The following is an 18,450-nucleotide window of genomic DNA, read 5'->3' on the forward strand; positions in this document are numbered from 1 at the left end:
CGAGACCCGGAGACGCCCGATGCCCAAGACCCTGATCGCCGACCTGTTCGTCGAGACGCTCGAGCTTGCCGGTGTCGAGCGCATCTATGGCGTGGTCGGCGACAGCCTAAACGGTCTCACCGAAGCGCTCAGGCGGCGTGGAACGATCGAATGGGTGCACGTCCGCAACGAGGAAGCGGCAGCCTTCGCGGCCGGCGCCGAAGCGCAACTGACCGGCAAGCTTGCGGTCTGCGCCGGCTCCTGCGGGCCGGGCAACCTGCATCTGATCAACGGGCTGTACGACTGCAACCGGACCCGCGTGCCCGTACTGGCGATTGCGGCGCAGATACCGAGCGCCGAAATCGGCTCCAATTATTTCCAGGAAACCCGTCCCGAGGCGCTGTTCCGCGAATGTAGCGTCTATTGCGAGACGATCTCCGATGCGGATCAGATGCCGCGCACGCTCGACACCGCGATCCGTGCCGCGGTCGGCCATCGTGGCGTCGCGGTCGTCGCGATGCCGGGCGATGTTGCATTGCGCTCGACGACCGGCCTCATCGCCCGATCCCGCATCGCGTTGCTGCCCGAAGCGGCCACGATCATCCCCGATCAGGACTCGCTCGCCCGCCTTGCCGCGCTGCTGAACGACGCCGGCAAGGTGACCATCCTCGCGGGTCGCGGCTGTCGGGGGGCGCATGCGCAACTCGTCGCGCTTGCCGGCGTGCTCCAGGCACCGGTCGTCCATGCACTCGGCGGCAAGGAATTCGTCGAATATGACAATCCCTATGATGTCGGCATGACCGGGCTGATCGGCTTCTCGTCGGGCTATGACGCGATGATGGCTTGCGACACGCTGCTCATGCTTGGGACCGACTTCCCCTATCGCCAATTCTATCCGGAAAAGGCGAAGGTGGCGCAGATCGACCTGCGGCCCGAAAATCTCGGGCGCCGTACCGCGATCGACCTCGGCTTGGTCGGCGACGTCGGCGCGACGATCGACCATGTCCTGCCGCTGCTGACACGCGAGCGCGACGGCGCCTTCCTGCGCGACGCACGCGAAGACTACGCCAAGTCGCGCAAAGGCCTGGACGAGCTCGCGACCGGCACCCCGGGCAGCGGCGTGATCCACCCGCAGCATGTCGCCCGCGTCGTCAGCAACCTGGCAAGCGACGACGCCGTCTTCGCATGCGACGTCGGCACCCCGACCGTCTGGGCGGCACGCTACCTGGAAATGAACGGCCGCCGCCGGCTGATCGGGTCGTTCAACCATGGCTCGATGGCAAACGCCCTGCCGCAGGCGATCGGCGCGCAGGCCGCCTATCCCGGCCGTCAGATCGTCAGCCTGTCGGGCGACGGCGGCCTGGCGATGCTGATGGGTGAATTGCTGACCGTTCGGCAGCTCGGTTTGCCGGTGAAGATCATCGTCTTCAACAACGGCACGCTCGGCTTTGTCGAAATGGAGATGAAGGCGGCGGGGATGATCGAGACCGGCGTCGCGCTCGACAATCCCGATTTCGCCGCGATGGCGCGCGCGATCGGTCTGCACGGCGTTCGCGTCACCGACCCTGGCGAGGTCAAGGCCGGCGTACGCGAGGTGCTCGCGCATCCGGGGCCCGCGCTGCTCGATGCCGTCACGGCGCGCACCGAACTGTCGATGCCGCCCAAGATCACGCTCGAACAGATGAAGGGCTTCACGCTCTATATGGCGAAAGCGGTGATGAGTGGTCGGGGGGATTCGATCGTCGAACTCGGCAAGACCAATGCCGGATTGTTCAAGACGCTGTTCTGAAACAGATCCGGGGTGCGGCGGCTGCCGCACCCCGGGACTGCTCGATACTTGCGTTCAGCCGTGCAACGAGCGGCGGAACGTCTCGGGCAGGAAGACCAGACCGACCAATGCGGTAACCGCACAGGCCAGGATCGGGTACCAGAGCCCGTAATAGATGTCCCCGGTCGCCGCGACCATCGCGAAGGCCGCGGTCGGCAGGAACCCGCCGAACCAGCCATTGCCGATATGATAGGGCAGCGACATCGACGTGTAGCGGATCCGCGTCGGGAACAATTCGACCAGCAGCGCGGCGATCGGGCCATAGACCATCGTCACGTACAGCACGAGCAGGACGAGGATCGCGACGACCATCGGCTTGTTGATCTGCGCCGGGTCCGCCTTTTCGGGATAGCCGACCGCGGTCAGTGCGGTCTTCACCTCGGCCCCGAACGCCTTGATCGCTGCAGTACGATCGGCCCCTGTCACGATCGCCGGATTGACGACCGGAATGGTCGCGCCGCCGATGTGGATCTGTGCGACTGTGCCCGCCGGTGCGACGACGTTGGTGTAGGAAATGCCCGCCTTGGCCAGATACGACTTGGCGATGTCGCACGAGCTGCTGTCGAACTTGTTCTTGCCGACCGGATCGAACTGCACCGAACATTCGTCGGGGTTGGCGACGACGCTGACCGGCGAGGACAGCTGCGCCGCATAGAGTGCGGGGTTGGCTGCCTTCGACAGCGCGTGGAACAGCGGCATATAGGTCAGTGCAGCGAGCGCACAGCCCGTCAGGATGATGTATTTCCGCCCGACCTTGTCCGACAGCCAGCCGAAGAAGATGAACGCAGGTGTCGCAATCAGCAACGCGATTGCGATCAGGATGTTCGTCGTCGGCCCGTCGACACGCAGGTTCTTCTCAAGAAAGAACAGCGCGTAGAACTGGCTGGTGTAGAACACGACGCCCTGCCCCACGACCGCACCGAACAGCGCGATCAGCACAATCTTGAGGTTGCCCCATTTGGCGAACGCCTCGGTCAGCGGTGCCTTGGAGGTCTTGCCCTCCTCCTTCATCTTCTGGAACACCGGGCTCTCTTCGAGCTGCATCCGGATCCAGAGCGACACTGCGAGCAGCGCGATCGAGACGATGAACGGGATACGCCAGCCCCAGGCCGCGAACGCCTCCTCGCCGACGAGCGTGCGCACACCGATGACGATCAGCAGGGCTGCGAACAGCCCGAGCGACGCCGTGGTCTGGATGAAGCTGGTGAACAGCCCACGCTTCTTGTCGGGCGCATGCTCGGCGACATAGGTCGCAGCACCGCCATATTCGCCGCCGAGCGCGAGGCCCTGCAGCAGCCGCAGCACGACCAGCGCGATCGGCGCGGCGACGCCGACCGAGGCATAGCTCGGGAGCAGACCGACGAGGAAGGTCGACAGGCCCATGATCGCCATGGTCACGAGGAAGGTGTTCTTGCGCCCGACGACATCGCCGATCCGCCCGAACACCAGCGCACCGAACGGCCGCACTGCGAACCCGGCCGCGAACGCCGCGAGCGCGAAGATGAAACCGGTCGTCTCGTTGACGCCCGAGAAGAACTGCGCGGTGATGATCGTCGCGAGCAGCCCGTACAGATAAAAGTCATACCATTCGAACACCGCGCCGAGCGACGACGCGATGATGATCAGTGGCTGGCTCTGCTTCACGTGACCAAGGGGCGATGCGTCCTCTGTTGTCGTTGCCATGGCGGTATCCTCTCAAGTGGAGCGATGGGTTTTTTTGGAGCGTCGGGCGATCAGAACCCGTATTTGAAGGCGAATTCCATGCGGTCGAGCGCACCGGTGTCACCCGAGACCAGTTCGCGGACGGCGTGGCGATATTCGACGCCAATGTCGAAGCCCTTGCCGGGCGACCAGAACAGGTTGGCAGCACCGCCATAGGACTTGGCATTGGCCAGCCCCGTGACGATCACGCCGGCCGGATAATCGGCCGATTGGTAGCTGCCCATCAGCGTCGAGTGGATCGCATCGGTCCAGCCGATACGCAGTGCCGCGAAACCCGCGAAATTGTCGATCCGCTCGAGCTGCGTCGCGGTGCCGCCGTAGATCGCGTCGGGGACATATCCCAATCCCAGATACCGGCCGATGCCCTGGCCGTAGGTCGCCATGAAGCGCAGGTCGTGACGCTTGCCGATCGGGATCTTGCCGGACCCGGAAACGCCCCAGCCAAAGGCGGTATCGCCGCGGCCCAGCGTATCGGTGCGCAATTCGCGCGCGATGCCGGCCAGTGCGAAATCGCCCAGTGTCGTCTTCCAGTTCAGCCGTGCCACCACGTCGGGCAGGCGGTCGTCATCCGTGTCGACCAGCGCCGCATTGGCGGGCAGCGCCGTTTCCGTTTCGGGATTCTCGACCGCGACCTGCAACGTCAGCCCGGTTCGTAAGGGTATGGAGTAGCGGATCAGCGCCTGGCGGTTGAACACCGTGCCATCCAGCGGTCCGACGAAATCGGTCGTCTCGGGCAACACCGCGATGTTCTGGAAGGTGGACCATTCCTGCCCGACCAGCAGATTGCCATATTCGATGAAGCCACGGCGGAAAGTGGGCGTGTAGGGGTTGGTCGCGCGCTGGGCACCGACCGGCGCCGTCGCGAGCGCGAAATCAAACTCCACCAGCGTCTTTATGTCGGTACCGTTCATCGGGGTTGCCGTGCTGAACTGCAGGCGGGTCTGGCGCGCGGAGAGCAACAGGTCCTGGCTGGAGAACCCGCCGCCGACCGGAATCTGCTGCGGCAGGAAGAACTCCTTGCCCAGCCCCCCGACCGCGACCTCGCCACCGCTGTAGCGGCTGGCAATGGCGTTGAGGCGAACGAAACCGCCCAGCTTGACCGTCGTGTTCCCCATGCGAAAACCGTCGGTCGGTGCCGAATTTGTCGCGACAGGCTTGGCCTGGGCCACATTAGTCGCGCCGGGCGATCCGCCGGGCGACGCGGCCGGCGCCGTCACCTGCGACGCAGCGACGGCGGTCTGTGGGGGCATAGTCGGGGCCGCGGCGGCGGTTGCACGCGCTGCGGTCAACTCACCGCGAAGGTCCTGGACCGCGGCTTCGAGCGCCTTGAGCCGTGCTTCGAGTTCCGCCTCTCGCGCGGTCTGGCCAAAGGCGGCGCCCGGCGTCAGCCCGACAAGGGCGGTGCCAAGCAGCAACGTCGTGAATACCGATCGTTTCATCCCAACCTCCTGGTTGCTCCACTGGTCTGACGCGTAGATGCAAGCGACACGACGATGGCGGATCGCCCGGGCGGGATCATCCCTGACTTTGGTTGGGGGTGCCGCGTACCGCGCGACCGTCTAGAACGGCGGCAAAAGGAGAGTGTGATGACCGAGGCCAGCTATCCCGTTCCCGCAGCATGGGCCAAGGACGCACGGATCGATGCCGCCGCCTATGACCGGATGTATGCCGAGGCCGCGACTGATCCCGATGCCTTCTGGGCGAAAGAGGCGCAGCGGCTCGACTGGATCGTTCCCCCGACCAAGATCAAGGACACGTCGTTCGACGAGGCCGATTTCCGCATCCGCTGGTTCGAGGACGGTCAGCTCAACGTCGCCGCCAATTGCGTCGATCGCCACGCCGATACACGCCCCGATGCGACCGCGATCCTGTGGGAAGGCGACGACCCCGCCGACTCGCGCACGATCAGCTACGCCGAACTGCGTGACGAAGTGTCCCGGCTCGCCAATGCGCTGAAGGCGCGCGGCGTCGCGAAGGGCGACCGCGTCACGATCTATCTGCCGATGATCCCCGAAGCCGCGTTCGCGATGCTCGCCTGCGCGCGGATCGGCGCGATCCATTCGGTCGTGTTCGGCGGCTTCTCCCCCGACAGCCTGTGCAACCGGATCCACGATTGCGACAGCCGCGTCGTCATCACCGCGGACGAAGGGCTGCGCGGCGGCAAGACGATTCCGCTGAAGGCCAATGTCGATGCCGCGCTCGATCAGGGCGATCTCGGCGTCGAGACGGTCATCGTTGTCCGCCGCACCGGCGGCGACATCGCGATGACCGAGGGCCGCGATTGCTGGTATCACGAGTGCGTCGCAAACCAGTCGACCGACTGCGCACCCGAGCCGATGAACGCGGAAGACCCGCTGTTCATCCTCTACACCAGCGGATCGACCGGCCAGCCCAAGGGCGTGCTCCACACCACCGGCGGCTATCTCGTCTGGGCCTCCATGACGCATGAATATGTGTTCGACTACCGCGAAGGCGACGTCTTCTGGTGTGCGGCCGATGTCGGCTGGGTCACCGGCCACACCTATACGCTGTACGGCGCACTCGCGAACGGCGCGACGACGGTGATGTTCGAGGGCGTTCCCAATTACCCCGACCACAGCCGCTTCTGGCAAATCGTCGACAAATATCAGGTCAGCACGCTCTACACCGCACCCACGGCGCTGCGCGCGCTGATGCGCGAAGGCGACGACTGGGTGACCCGGACCAGCCGCAAGTCGCTCCGGCTGCTCGGGTCGGTCGGCGAGCCGATCAACCCCGAGGCTTGGAACTGGTATCACAATGTCGTCGGCGAAGGCCGCTGCCCGATCGTCGACACCTGGTGGCAGACCGAGACCGGCGGACACATGATCAGCCCGCTCCCCGGCGCGACCGCGCTTAAGCCCGGCAGCGCAACCAAGCCATTGTTCGGCGTGGTGCCCGAACTGGTCGATGCCGACGGCAAGGTGCTGGACGGCGCGGTCGAGGGCAATCTCGTGATCGCCGACAGCTGGCCCGGGCAGATGCGGACCGTGTGGAACGATCATGCGCGCTTCTTCCAGACCTATTTCTCGACCTATCCGGGCAAGTATTTCACCGGTGACGGCTGCCGCCGCGACGCGAACGGCTATTACTGGATCACCGGCCGCGTCGACGACGTCATCAACGTCAGCGGCCACCGCATGGGCACTGCCGAGGTCGAGAGCGCGCTGGTCGCGCATTCGAAGGTTGCCGAAGCCGCGGTCGTCGGCATGCCGCACGACGTGAAGGGCCAGGGCATCTATGCCTATGTCATGCTCAACGCGAATGCCGAACCGAGCGAGGAGCTGCGCAAAGAACTCGTCCAATGGGTCCGCCGCGAGATCGGTCCGATCGCGACGCCCGACGTCCTGCAGTTCGCCCGTGGCCTGCCCAAGACGCGCTCGGGCAAGATCATGCGCCGAATCCTGCGCAAGATCGCCGAGAACCAGCTCGACGGCCTTGGCGATACCTCGACGCTCGCCGACCCGACGGTCGTCGACGCGCTGATCACGGGTCGCGAAAAGGCCACCGCCGCCTTCGCATGACCGCGCGCACGATCCTGATCGCCGACGACCACCCGCTGTTTCGCCAGGCGTTGAAGCTGGCGGTCGGTCGCGCGGCCCCCGATGCGGTGATCCTCGAGGCGGGGCAGCTCGGCGAGGCGATCGAGGCGGCGCGCGGCGCCGCCCGCCTCGATCTCGTCCTGCTCGATCTGCGGATGCCGGGGTCGGAGGGCTTTGCGGGTGTCGCACTGCTGCATGCTGAGCGTCCCGACACGCCGATCGTCGTCATCTCGTCCGCCGACGAGGCGGAGGCCGCGCCGCGCGCGCGCGCCTATGGCGCGGTCGGCTTCGTGTCGAAGACCGCCGATCTCGCCACGCTCGAAAATGCGGTCGCGCGCGCGCTGGCGGGCGACCGCGATGCCCCCGTCGCCGCCCTGCCGGCCGATGACATCTCCAATCGCGTCGCCAGCCTGACCCCGACCGAATTGAAAGTGCTGCTCGGCGTTCTCGCGGGGCGACTCAACAAGCAGATCGCGTTCGATCTCGGCGTTTCGGAGGCGACCGTAAAGGGCCACATGACCGCGATCCTGCGCAAGCTCGGCGTCCAGAACCGCACCCAGGCGGTGCTTGCCGCGCGCGCGCTCGACATTCGCTTCGCCGACTAGCCGACCGCCTCCCACTTGTGAGACCACCCGCACGGCAATCGACGTCTTGCGACACCCTCTTGCGCGGTCTAGGCGACCATCAATGGCTTCGACGTCCTACCTGTCCGCGTCGAACCGATCGCGCCAGCCGCTCTGGCGGCGCGCGCGTTCATTCCTGCTGGCGATCGCCGCGCATGTCGTCGTCATTCTCCTGCTGCTGCGGCTCGCGCCAACGCCGACCAAGCCCGAACCGACGCCCCCGCCCAGCAGCTTCCGCCTGCTACCCGACCGCGAGACGAAACCCGAGATCCCGCAACGCCCGGTGATCGAAAAGGCGAAGAAGGTCGCCGGCGGCGCCTCGCCCAGATCGCCCCGCCCGCCATCGACCGCGCCGGCGTCGGACCCGCGCCCCGTCACGCCTGCCCCGGCCTTCCCCAAGATGCTGGCGGGCGGCATGGAGTTGTTCGATTCGGCGGACATATCGAAGATCCCGTCGCACCCGGGCGATCGCCAGGCGGGCGGCTCCGACACCGATGGCGCGGGCGCCGGCAAGGACAGCGGTTCTGCCTACGGCCCGGGCGAAGGTCCAAGTGGCGAGCGGCTCTACAATGCCGAATGGTATACCGAACCGAGCCATGCCGAACTTGCAGGCTATGTTCCCAATGGCGCACCCCCGGGCAGCTGGGCACTGATCGCCTGCCGGACTGCGGAGAACTACAGGGTCGAGAATTGCCGGTCGCTCGGCGAATCCCCGGTCGGCTCGGGACTTGCCCGCGCAATGCGCCAGGCCGCATGGCAGTTCCGCGTGCTGCCGCCCCGGGTCGGCGGCAAGAAGATGATCGGCGCCTGGGTCCGCATCAAGATCGACTTCACCAGCGCACCGACCAAATAGGCCCGCTGGGCCGGGACCTCAAACCGCAGCCGCGGCGGCTGATGCCTGTTCGAGGAATGCCCATAGCTCGCGTGGCACCACCGGCTTGGTCAAGACGGTGATCCCGGCACAGCGCGGATCGTCCGCCGCGCTGCGGTCCGCGGTCACCAGCGCGATCGCGGGCGCCGGCGCCATCGCCGACAAGCGTTCGGCAACGTCCAGTCCGTCCTGCGCCACCTCGAGATGGAAATCGATCAGTGCGACGTCGGGCTCCTCGTCCGCCGCCAGCGTCATCGCCTCCTCGATCGTCGCCGCCAGCAGCGGGACGCAGCGCCGCGACCGGAGCGCCGCGTCGAGCGCCGCGAGAATGGCGGCATCATTGTCGAGGCACAGGACGCGCAGCCCCGGCGGCAGGTCGCGCAGGACCGGGGCCGTCCTGGCACGATCGGGCAGCGTCGCATGCGCCGCCAGCGGAACGCGAACGGCGAAGGTCGATCCCGCACCCGGCTGCGACCGCAATTCGATCCGCAGGTCGAGCAGTTGCGCGATCCGCTGGACGATCGCCAGCCCCAGTCCGACACCGCCGCCCGCGCTGCCCTTGCTCTCCACCCGCTCGAACTCGGCGAAAATCCGTTCACGGTCACCCGCCGCGATACCCGGTCCGCTGTCCCGCACCTCGACCAAGACGTCACCGCCGCGCCGCCGCGCGCCGATCCAGATCCGCCCCGACGGAGTATAACGCACCGCATTCGACAGGAAGTTCTGCAGGATCGAGCGCAGCAACGACCGGTCGGTGGCGACGATGTGCGTCCCCGGGTGCGAGGCGAGGATCAACGCACGTTCGCCGGCGAGCGGCCGGAACTCGGCGGCCAGTTCCTCGATCAGGTCGCCGAGCACGAACTGCTCGATCTTCGGCACGACCCCGCCCGCGTCGAGCCGCGACACGTCGAGCAACGCTCTCAGCAGCGTATCCGCCGACCCGATCGCGCCATCGATCGCGCGGACCAGGTCGGCCTGGTGCGGCGCCTTGCCCTCGTCGAGCGCCGCGCAGAAGAGCCGGGCGGCATGAAGCGGCTGGAGAAGGTCATGGCTTGCCGCCGCGAGGAACCGGGTCTTGTCGCGCGTCGCGGTTTCGGCATGCCGCCGCGCCTCGTCGAGCATCGTGTTCGTTTGGGCCAGATCATGTGTCCGCGCCTCGACCCGGGCCTCCAATTCCGCCTGCGCGGTCTTCTCCGCGGTGATGTCGGTGAAGCTCTGGACATAGCCGCCGCCCGGCATGGCCTGACCGACCGTCTTGATCCACCGCCCGGACGGTCGAAGCCGCTCGAAACTGTGCGGAAGCCCGCGTTCGAGATGCGCGAGCCTGCGCGATACATGCGCTTCGACGCCGCCCGGGCCGCATTCGCCGCGCTCGGCATTGTAGCGGATCAGGTCGGCAATCGGCCGCCCGGCAATCACATAGTCTTCGGGATAGTCGAACATCTCGACATAGCGCGGATTCCACGCGACGAGCCTCAGATTGGCGTCGATCACGCTGACGCCCGGGTCGATCGTCTCCAGCGTTGCCGACAGCAGCGACCGTGAGAAGCGCAGGCTGCGTCCCCGCTGGTCGAGCAGCCGGACGACGTCCCCGACCTCCATGGCGGATCCCGCCAGGCTCGACGTCACGATCAGCCGCGCCGACGGTGCGCCGATCACGCCCGCGATCAGCCGTTCCGCCTGACGGGCGGCGCGTCCGTCGATCGGCGCGCCCGGATCACGTGACAGCGGGTCCAGCCCCTCTGCAGCTTCGGCATCGCCGACGAAGCGCGCGACCAGGATCTTGAGTTCGCCAAAGGTCGTGACGTGATCCAGCACGCTGTGCCGCCCCCCGAACACCCGCCGCCGCGCCGCGTACAGGTGCAGCCCCGCCATCAGCGCGATATTCACGCCCAGGCTCCAGACCGTGCCGTTGACCAGCGGCGATCCGAGCGCGACCCGCATCAGCGCATCGGGGTCGAGCAGTCCGCCGCTCGCTTTCGCAAGACTGGCGCCAAAACCACCCAATACCGATGGCATCAACAGGCAATAGGCCCAGACGACGACGCCGCCGATCAACCCACCCCGTGCCGCCCGGGTATCGGCAAAGCCCCAGCCGACGGTGGCGATAAGCGCGGGCGCGAACTGCGCGACGCCGGCAAACGCGATCAGCCCGATCGATGCGAGCGACAGCTCATCGCCGATGCTCGTGCCGTACCACAAAGCCGCGGCGACGATCGCGGCGATGATCACGCGCCGGACACGCAGCAGCCGCCGCCCCAGATCGCCCTCCCCGCCATCGGTCTGCCGCCGCAGCAGCAATGGGGCCAGCAGGTCGTTGGTCGCCATCGTCGACAGCGCGATCGTCTCGGCAACGACCATCGCGGTCGCGGCGGAAAACCCGCCGATGAACGCGAGCAATGCCATCGGATCGTTGTCGAGCGCCAGCGGTACCGCCAGCACATAGAGGTCGGGTCGCGTATCGGCTGGCAGCACCGCCAGCCCCGCGAGCACGAGCGGCAGGACCATCACCGAGATCACCGCGAGATAGGCGATGAACGGCCAGCGCGCGCGCCGCACCGCCGCCGGGCCGCTCGCTTCGAGGATCCCGACATAGAATTGACGCGGCAGGCAGAGGATCGCGCAGGCGGATAGCAGCGTGCGGACGAAGAAATCGGGGGTCAGCGCGCCCGGCGCGAAACCCTCGACGAACCCGGTCAGCGGCGGCGCGATCCGCGCGGCCGGCATCGTCGCGAGCAGCGTCAGCGCGAATCCGCCGAGCGCCACGAAGCAGAGCAGCTTGATCAGCGACTCCGCCGCGATCGCCGCGACCACGCCGGTATTGCCCCCCGCCACTTCATAGCGTCGCGCGCCAAAGCTGATCGCGAACGTTGCCAGCAGCAGCGCGACGAGCGGCCCGACCAGCACCGATCCGCCGATCCCGACCAGCGCGCCGAAGCTGAGTGTCACCGATCGCAGCTGCAGCGCGATATAGGGAATCGACGCGACCAGCGCGGTCCCCGCGACGATCGCCGCGGTACTCCGGCTGCGACCATAACGCGCCGAGATGAAGTCGGCGATCGAGCTCGACCCTTCGTCGCGCGCCAGCCGGACGAGCTTGGTCAGGAATCCCGGCGCGAGCAGAAACACCAGCGCCGGGCCGAGGTAGATCGACAGATAATCCCAGCCGCGCGTCGCCGCGGTGCCGACGCCGCCGAAGAACGTCCAGCTGCTGCAATAGACGGCCAGCGACAAGGGATAGGCGATCCGCGCCATGCGCGGCGAAAGCCCGCGCCGATCGACGACCCAGGCGATCCCGAACAACGCGGTGCCATAGGCAAGCATCGCGGCGATGACGACGGCGCTGTTGATCGGCTAGCTCCCTAGTTCCCGGACGCCGATATCGTGCAGTCCGGGCCGTCCCAGGGCAAGGCCTGCCCGGTCCGCGCTTCGGTACCACAGCTCATGGCGAAACCCCGCGGCCCGCGTTACAGGGCCCCATGCTCCGCATCACCGAACTCAAGCTGCCGCTCAACCATGCCGACGAAGCGATCCCCGCCGCGGTCTGCAAGCGGCTGCGCATCACCCCCCGCGAATTGATCCGCTACACCGTCGCGCGGCGCGCGCATGACGCGCGCGACAAGATGGACATCCAGCTCGTCTATTCGATCGATGTCACCGCCAAGAACGAGGCGACGATCATCGCGCGGTTCCGCAAGGATCGTCACGTCAACACGACCCCCGATACCGGCTACCGCCACGTCGCCAAGGCACCCGAGACGCCGGGCGCGCGGCGCCCGGTCGTCGTGGGGACAGGGCCGTGCGGCCTGTTCGCCGGCCTCATCCTCGCGCAGATGGGGTTCCGCCCGATCATCCTCGACCGCGGCAAGCTGGTCCGCGAGCGCACCAAGGACACCTGGGGTCTGTGGCGCCGCAGCGTCCTGAATCCTGAATCCAACGTCCAGTTCGGCGAGGGCGGCGCGGGCACCTTCTCCGACGGCAAGCTGTGGAGCCAGATCAAGGATCCCCGCCATCTCGGCCGCAAGGTCATCACCGAGTTCGTCAAGGCCGGCGCCCCGCCCGAGATCCTGACCGAGGCGCATCCGCATATCGGCACGTTCCGGCTGGTGACGATGGTCGAGGCGATGCGCGCGACGATCGAGTCGCTCGGCGGTGAATATCGGTTCGAGCACCGCGTCGACGATCTCGACATCGCGGTCGATGCAGACGGCACGCGGCGCATCCGCGGGCTGCACCTGCATACCGGCGACTATCTCGAGGCGGATCATGTCGTGCTCGCGGTGGGGCACAGCGCGCGCGACACCTTCCACATGCTGCACGATCGCGGCGTCTTCCTGGAGGCAAAGCCCTTCTCGATCGGCGTGCGCATCGAACATCCGCAATCCTGGATCGACGAGGCGCGGTTCGGCCCCTGTGCCGGCCACCCCGATCTCGGCGCTGCCGCGTACAGCCTGTCGCATCACTGCACGAACGGGCGCACCGTCTACAGCTTCTGCATGTGCCCGGGCGGTACCGTCGTCGCGGCGACGTCCGAGGAAGGCCGCGTCGCCACCAACGGCATGAGCCAATATTCGCGCAACGAGCGCAACGCCAATTCGGGACTCGTCGTCGGCATCGACCCTGCGCGTGACTATCCCGGCAATCCACTGGCGGGCATCGAATTGCAGCGCCATTGGGAATCGCGCGCCTATGTCGCGGGCGGATCCGATTATAAGGCCCCCGCGCAGCGCCTCGGCGATTTCCTCGCCGGCCGCCCGTCGAGCGCGCTTGGCACGGTCATCCCGTCCTACCGCCCCGGCGTCCACCTCACCGACCTCGCCGAATGCCTTCCCGAGTTCGCGGTCACCGCGATGCGCGAGGCGCTGCCGGTATTTGGTCGCGACATTCCCGGCTATGATCACCCCGACGCGGTCCTCACCGGGGTGGAGACGCGTACCTCGTCCCCCGTCCGGATCACGCGCGGCGACGATTTTCAGAGCCTGAACACGATCGGCCTGTTCCCCGCCGGGGAGGGCGCGGGCTATGCGGGCGGGATCCTCTCTGCGGGCGTCGACGGCATCAAGGTCGCCGAGGCAGTCGGGCTGAGCCTCGTCGGCGCCACGCCGGGGGCTTAACCACTATCTAACATCCGGGTGGTACGCGCAGGCTTCCTGTCACGACGCGCGATCTACCCCATGCTCAAGAGAACAGTGCTCGGTTTCGCCGCGATCGCCGCCAGTACCTCGTGCGTTCCCCCGTCGACGCGCGTGGCTGGACCGCTTGCGGACGTCCCTGTCCGTGACGCAGCAGAAGCGCGCAACCTGCTCGCCGGGCTCGCGCTCGAGGCGCCCGCCGAACCGCTCGACCGCGCTTTTGCCGGCTCTGCAGCCTCCACCGACGACACCCCGCGCACCCTCGCCGCCGCGCCCGCTTTTCCCGGCGCCGCGCAAAGTGACGACGACCGCCAGCGCGCGATCGCCTGCCTGACCGCCGCGGTCTATTACGAGGCGCGATCCGAACCGACCGATGGCCAGCGCGCGGTCGCACAGGTCGTGCTCAACCGCGTGCGCGACCGTGCCTTTCCGCACAGCGTCTGCGGGGTCGTCTATCAGGGGTCGACACGGCGCACCGGCTGCCAGTTCAGCTTCACCTGCGACGGTTCGATGAACCACCCCCGCGACGGTGCCGCCTGGGCAAGGGCTGCATCGGTCGCGCGCGCCGCGTTCGACGGCAGCGTCTTCGCCCCGGTCGGCGCGTCGACCTCCTACCACGCCGCCTCGATCCTGCCCTGGTGGGCGCCCAGCCTCAGCCGGGTCGGCGCGGTCGGCGCCCATATCTTCTATCGCTGGCGCGGCGCGATGGAGCGCGCGCTGAGCTTCCGCCAGACCTATGCGGGCGTCGAACCGACGCGCGTTGCTGCGCCCGATACGATCCTCGCCGCGTCCCCGTCCGCCTCCACCGAACCCGGTACGGCGGGATCCGGCGTCACTGTCCATCGCGGCCGGACCATGCCGGGGGTGGAGACTGCGCTGTCGACACCGCCGGAGTCGTCCGCCGCCATACCACGCGTGCATCTGGCGTCGGGCGTCCGCATCCATATCGGTTCGGCACATGCTGGCCCGGTTCTCGGCGGTGGCGCCCCGCTGCCGGTCGTTTCGATCTCCGAGGAAAGCGATCCGACCTGATAGCCCTTTGGGGGGTGCCACGACGCGACGGGCGCGGTATCGCCCGTGCCATGCTGCTTCACCTGCCCTACCCCATGACCCGCTTCGGACCCCGATGCTGACTGCCAGCGAATTGCGCGACCGGCTCGTGACCGTTCTGACCCGCGACCATCTCGGCGACCGGCGTCGCTGGCGCATGGCGGTCGGCGAGGTCCGGGTCTATTCCACCGCCACGCACGCGCATTGCAACTGGTCGGTCACGCCCTCGGGCAGCGCCGAGGACATCGACCGGATCGAGACACTCGTCGACCGGTTCCGCGAGGAATTCCCGATCATCCGCTGATTGACGAGCCGTTCGACCGACAAGCTCGGCTATCCCGGCACGGACAGCGTCTTCGTTGCACCGCACCATGCAGAAGCTGTATTTCGTCCGGTTCATACGGGACAGCGGCCATGCAGACATTACGGCGATCGTTCGGATTACAGGTTCTGATCGGGATGATCGCCGGGCTCGCGCTCGGCTTCGTCGCGCGCGGGACCGGCGTGGGATCGGGCCTTGCTGAGACGCTGCGCATCGTTGGCGAGATCTTCGTGCAGTTGCTCAAGACGCTTGTCGTCCCGCTCGTCTTCACGGCGATCATCGCGTCGATCGCCGCGCTGCGCGATCTCGACAATGCACGCCGGCTGGTCATCAGCACGCTCGCCTGGTTCGCGATCACCGCGCTGATCGCGGTGTCGATCGGCATCGTCCTCGCGCTGGTGATCCAGCCCGGCGTGACCGCGGGCGTCAGTGCGGCCAGCGCGGTCGCGCCGATGACCGCCGGGTCGTGGCTCGACTTCCTGCGCGGGCTCGTCCCTGCCAATATCCTCGGGCTCGAGGCGTCGACCAAGCTCACGGACGAGACCGCGCGGACTGCGCTGTCGTTCAACGTCCTGCAGATCATCGTCATCGCGATCACGATCGGAATCGCCGCGGTCCGGATCGGTGATGCGGGCGCGCCGTTCCTCGCCTTTAATGCATCCGCGCTCGCGCTTTTCCGCCGCATCCTGCGCTGGGTAATACGGTTGACGCCGATCGGTACGGGTGCACTGCTCGGCAACGCGATCGTGCGCTATGGCTGGCAATCGCTGTCGGCGCTCGGCGCGTTCAGCATCGCGGTCTATGCCGGGCTCGCGATCGTACTGTTCGTGGTCTACCCGCTGCTCCTGCTCGCCAACGGGCTCAGCCCGCGGCGGTTCTTCGCCGCCGCCTGGCCCGCGATCCAGCTCGGCTTCGTGTCGCGCTCGTCGATCGCCGCGCTGCCGGTGACCGAGGATGTCGTCGAACGCGGCCTCGGCGTCCCCCGCACCTATGCAGCCTTCGCCGTACCGCTCGCTGCCACGACCAAGATGGACGGGTGCGCCGCGATCTATCCTGCGGTCTCGGCGATCTTCGTCGCCCAATATTACGGCATTCCGCTGCATGCCGCCGACTATGTGCTGATCGTGCTCGTGTCGGTGCTAGGGTCCTCCGCCACCGCAGGGCTGACCGGCGCGGTCGTCATGCTGACGCTCACGCTGTCGACGCTCGGCCTCCCGCTCGAGGGCGCAGGTCTGCTGCTCGCGATCGACCCGATCCTCGACATGGGCCGCACCGCGGTCAACGTCGCCGGGCAGGCGCTCGTCCCGACGATCGTCGCCAAGCGGCAGGGCCTGCTCGACCCGGCACTGCGCGACGCCGGCACGGCGCAGGCCGCCACGGCATAACCGCGCGCTGTCACAAACGTGACAACAAGACTTCGGCGCGCGCAGGAGTTTGACAGCGCGACGCTGTAGCCACCCCCTAGACCCGGGCGATTCGTTGTCATGTTGTGTACCGATCCGTCATCAAATGCGGAACGAGGATGCAGCATGACCTTCCAGACCGACCTTACCCAGATCGACCAGCTGATCGCCGCGCGGAACGGCACCTGGGACGGGATTTCCGCCGAATCGGTCGCCCGGATGCGCGCGCAGAACCGCTTCCGCTCGGGTCTCGACATCGCCCGCTACACCGCGGGGATCATGCGCCGCGACATGGCCGCCTATGACGCCGACCCGGCGCACTACACCCAGTCGCTCGGCTGCTGGCACGGCTTCATCGCGCAGCAGAAGATGATCAGCATCAAGAAGCATTTCGGCACGACCGACCGCCGCTATCTCTACCTCTCGGGCTGGATGGTCGCCGCGCTCCGCAGTGAATTCGGGCCCCTTCCCGACCAGTCGATGCACGAGAAGACGAGCGTGCCTGCGCTGATCGAGGAACTCTACACCTTCCTGCGTCAGGCCGATGCGCGCGAGCTCGGCATGCTGTTCCGCGACGTCGACGCGGCACGCGCGGCGGGCAACGCGATCGAGGAAAAGCGCCTGCTCAATGCGATCGAGAACCACCAGACTCACGTCGTCCCCGTGATCGCCGATATCGACGCAGGCTTCGGCAATGCCGAGGCGACATACCTGCTCGCGCGCAAGATGATCGAGGCGGGCGCCTGCGCACTCCAGATCGAAAACCAGGTCAGCGACGAGAAGCAGTGCGGGCATCAGGACGGCAAGGTCACCGTCCCGCACGAGGACTTTCTCGCCAAGGTTCGCGCCTGCCGCTACGCCTTCCTCGAGCTCGGCGTCGAGGACGGTATCATCGTCACGCGCACCGACTCCCTCGGGGCTGGCCTCACCAAGCAGATCGCGGTCAGCAAGGCGCCCGGCGATCTTGGTGACCAGTATAACTCCTATCTCGACTGCGAGGAGATCGACCCCGCGACCGCGCAGAATGGCGACGTCATCCTCAACCGCGACGGCAAGTTGCTCCGCCCGAAACGCCTGCCCTCCAACCTGTTTCAGTTCCGTGCCGGCAGCGGCGAGGATCGCTGCGTGATGGACTGTATTGCAAGCCTGCAGAACGGCGCGGATCTGCTCTGGATCGAGACCGAGAAGCCGCACATCGAGCAGATTGCCGGGATGGTCGACCGCATCCGCGAGGTCGTGCCCAACGCGAAGCTCGTCTACAACAACTCGCCCAGCTTCAACTGGACGCTGAACTTCCGCCAGCAGGTCTTCGATGCGTGGAGCGAAGGGGGTCGCGACGTGTCGGCCTATGACCGGACGCGCCTGATGAGTGTCGACTATGACGGCACGCCGCTCGGCGACGAGGCGGACGAGCGCATCCGCACCTTCCAAGCGGATTCGGCAAAGCGCGCCGGCATCTTCCATCACCTGATCACGCTGCCGACCTATCACACCGCGGCGCTCTCGACCGACAATCTCGCCAAGGAGTATTTCGGCGATGCAGGCATGCTCGGCTATGTGAAGGGCGTCCAGCGCAAGGAAATCCGCGAGGGCATCGCCTGTGTGAAGCACCAGAACATGTCCGGTTCCGACCTGGGCGACGATCACAAGGAGTATTTCGCGGGCGAGGCGGCGCTGAAGGCCGGCGGCGTCCACAACACGATGAACCAGTTCGCGGCCTGACGCCCAAACCGGAGCGCAAGCTCCGGCGCGGACCAGCGTCAGGCCCGGCCGGCGGGGCCAAAAGCCCCGTCCGACGCCGCGGCTTCGCCGCGGCGCTGGCCTGTTCCAACGCCCAGTAAAGACGCGCATGCCTACCCAAAGACACCTCCCCGGCGAAGGCCGGGGCCCAGTTGAGGGACGGTTATGGCAGGCGTCGCCTTTCGTTACTCCCACCTCTCTAACTGGACCCCGGCCTTCG

The 18,450-nt window shown here is 67.1% G+C and carries 12 protein-coding genes; 9 read left to right on the forward strand and 3 right to left on the reverse strand.

The window, feature by feature from the left end; translation table 11 throughout:
- Positions 1-19 precede the first annotated feature (19 nt).
- Positions 20-1,768, forward strand: a complete 1,749-nt coding sequence (poxB, locus tag ASE89_RS08380) for a ubiquinone-dependent pyruvate dehydrogenase (RefSeq protein ID WP_056675995.1) — start codon at positions 20-22, stop codon at positions 1,766-1,768.
- A gap of 54 nt (positions 1,769-1,822) precedes the next feature.
- Here poxB and ASE89_RS08385 read toward each other — a convergent pair whose 3' ends face one another.
- Both ASE89_RS08385 and ASE89_RS08390 read right to left on the reverse strand, forming a co-directional pair.
- Positions 1,823-3,490, reverse strand: coding sequence for an MFS transporter (locus ASE89_RS08385; protein WP_056675998.1), 1,668 nt, complete (start codon positions 3,488-3,490; stop codon positions 1,823-1,825).
- Between the two features lie 50 nt (positions 3,491-3,540).
- Entirely contained in the window at positions 3,541-4,968 is a 1,428-nt protein-coding gene (locus tag ASE89_RS08390; RefSeq protein ID WP_156363365.1) for a DcaP family trimeric outer membrane transporter, read from the reverse strand.
- A 147-nt stretch (positions 4,969-5,115) separates the two neighbouring features.
- Between ASE89_RS08390 and acs the strand changes: the two genes are divergently transcribed.
- The 3 genes from acs to ASE89_RS08405 all read left to right on the forward strand — a co-directional run bounded on the left by acs (position 5,116) and on the right by ASE89_RS08405 (position 8,565).
- Positions 5,116-7,071, forward strand: a complete 1,956-nt coding sequence (gene acs, locus ASE89_RS08395; protein WP_056676001.1) for an acetate--CoA ligase — start codon at positions 5,116-5,118, stop codon at positions 7,069-7,071.
- Positions 7,068-7,694 carry a response regulator transcription factor gene (locus tag ASE89_RS08400; RefSeq protein ID WP_056676004.1) on the forward strand — a complete coding sequence of 209 codons (627 nt, stop codon included), beginning with the start codon at positions 7,068-7,070 and terminating at the stop codon, positions 7,692-7,694. Before acs ends, ASE89_RS08400 begins: the two co-directional genes overlap by 4 nt.
- Before the next feature lie 82 nt (positions 7,695-7,776).
- Positions 7,777-8,565 carry a hypothetical protein gene (locus ASE89_RS08405; protein ID WP_056676009.1) on the forward strand — a complete coding sequence of 263 codons (789 nt, stop codon included), beginning with the start codon at positions 7,777-7,779 and terminating at the stop codon, positions 8,563-8,565.
- A gap of 18 nt (positions 8,566-8,583) precedes the next feature.
- On the opposite strand, the gene ASE89_RS08410 is transcribed toward ASE89_RS08405, so the two are convergent.
- Positions 8,584-11,907: a hybrid sensor histidine kinase/response regulator gene (locus ASE89_RS08410; protein WP_056676013.1), complete on the reverse strand. Its 3,324-nt coding sequence runs from the start codon at positions 11,905-11,907 to the stop codon at positions 8,584-8,586.
- Between the two features lie 155 nt (positions 11,908-12,062).
- On the opposite strand from ASE89_RS08410, the gene ASE89_RS08415 reads away from it, so the two are divergent.
- The 5 genes from ASE89_RS08415 (at position 12,063) to ASE89_RS08435 (ending at position 18,212) form a co-directional block, all read left to right on the forward strand.
- On the forward strand, positions 12,063-13,697 hold the full coding sequence (locus ASE89_RS08415; RefSeq protein ID WP_056676015.1) for an NAD(P)/FAD-dependent oxidoreductase: 1,635 nt from the start codon (positions 12,063-12,065) through the stop codon (positions 13,695-13,697).
- A 60-nt stretch (positions 13,698-13,757) separates the two neighbouring features.
- Positions 13,758-14,747, forward strand: a complete 990-nt coding sequence (locus ASE89_RS08420; protein ID WP_081874118.1) for a cell wall hydrolase — start codon at positions 13,758-13,760, stop codon at positions 14,745-14,747.
- A gap of 94 nt (positions 14,748-14,841) precedes the next feature.
- Positions 14,842-15,069, forward strand: a complete 228-nt coding sequence (locus tag ASE89_RS08425; RefSeq protein WP_052380834.1) for a hypothetical protein — start codon at positions 14,842-14,844, stop codon at positions 15,067-15,069.
- 110 nt (positions 15,070-15,179) lie between these two features.
- A complete protein-coding gene (locus ASE89_RS08430; RefSeq protein ID WP_056676021.1) occupies positions 15,180-16,472 on the forward strand; it encodes a dicarboxylate/amino acid:cation symporter in 1,293 nt (430 codons plus the stop codon).
- A 144-nt stretch (positions 16,473-16,616) separates the two neighbouring features.
- Positions 16,617-18,212, forward strand: a complete 1,596-nt coding sequence (locus tag ASE89_RS08435; protein ID WP_056676025.1) for an isocitrate lyase — start codon at positions 16,617-16,619, stop codon at positions 18,210-18,212.
- Positions 18,213-18,450 lie beyond the last annotated feature (238 nt).

It is taken from the genome of Sphingomonas sp. Leaf30 (assembly GCF_001422525.1).
GTDB lineage: Bacteria > Pseudomonadota > Alphaproteobacteria > Sphingomonadales > Sphingomonadaceae > Sphingomonas > Sphingomonas aerolata.

Bases quoted from the DNA above. Each gene is read 5' to 3' on its own strand.
- ASE89_RS08405 (WP_056676009.1), top strand. From the start codon at position 7,777: ATGGCTTCGACGTCCTACCTGTCCGCGTCGAACCGATCGCGCCAGCCG.
- ASE89_RS08400 (WP_056676004.1), top strand. From the start codon at position 7,068: ATGACCGCGCGCACGATCCTGATCGCCGACGACCACCCGCTGTTTCGC.
- ASE89_RS08430 (WP_056676021.1), top strand. From the start codon at position 15,180: ATGCAGACATTACGGCGATCGTTCGGATTACAGGTTCTGATCGGGATG.
- acs (WP_056676001.1), top strand. From the start codon at position 5,116: ATGACCGAGGCCAGCTATCCCGTTCCCGCAGCATGGGCCAAGGACGCA.
- ASE89_RS08410 (WP_056676013.1), bottom strand. From the start codon at position 11,907: ATGCTTGCCTATGGCACCGCGTTGTTCGGGATCGCCTGGGTCGTCGAT.
- ASE89_RS08420 (WP_081874118.1), top strand. From the start codon at position 13,758: ATGCTCAAGAGAACAGTGCTCGGTTTCGCCGCGATCGCCGCCAGTACC.
- ASE89_RS08435 (WP_056676025.1), top strand. From the start codon at position 16,617: ATGACCTTCCAGACCGACCTTACCCAGATCGACCAGCTGATCGCCGCG.
- ASE89_RS08390 (WP_156363365.1), bottom strand. From the start codon at position 4,968: ATGAAACGATCGGTATTCACGACGTTGCTGCTTGGCACCGCCCTTGTC.
- poxB (WP_056675995.1), top strand. From the start codon at position 20: ATGCCCAAGACCCTGATCGCCGACCTGTTCGTCGAGACGCTCGAGCTT.
- ASE89_RS08385 (WP_056675998.1), bottom strand. From the start codon at position 3,490: ATGGCAACGACAACAGAGGACGCATCGCCCCTTGGTCACGTGAAGCAG.
- ASE89_RS08415 (WP_056676015.1), top strand. From the start codon at position 12,063: ATGCTCCGCATCACCGAACTCAAGCTGCCGCTCAACCATGCCGACGAA.
- ASE89_RS08425 (WP_052380834.1), top strand. From the start codon at position 14,842: ATGCTGACTGCCAGCGAATTGCGCGACCGGCTCGTGACCGTTCTGACC.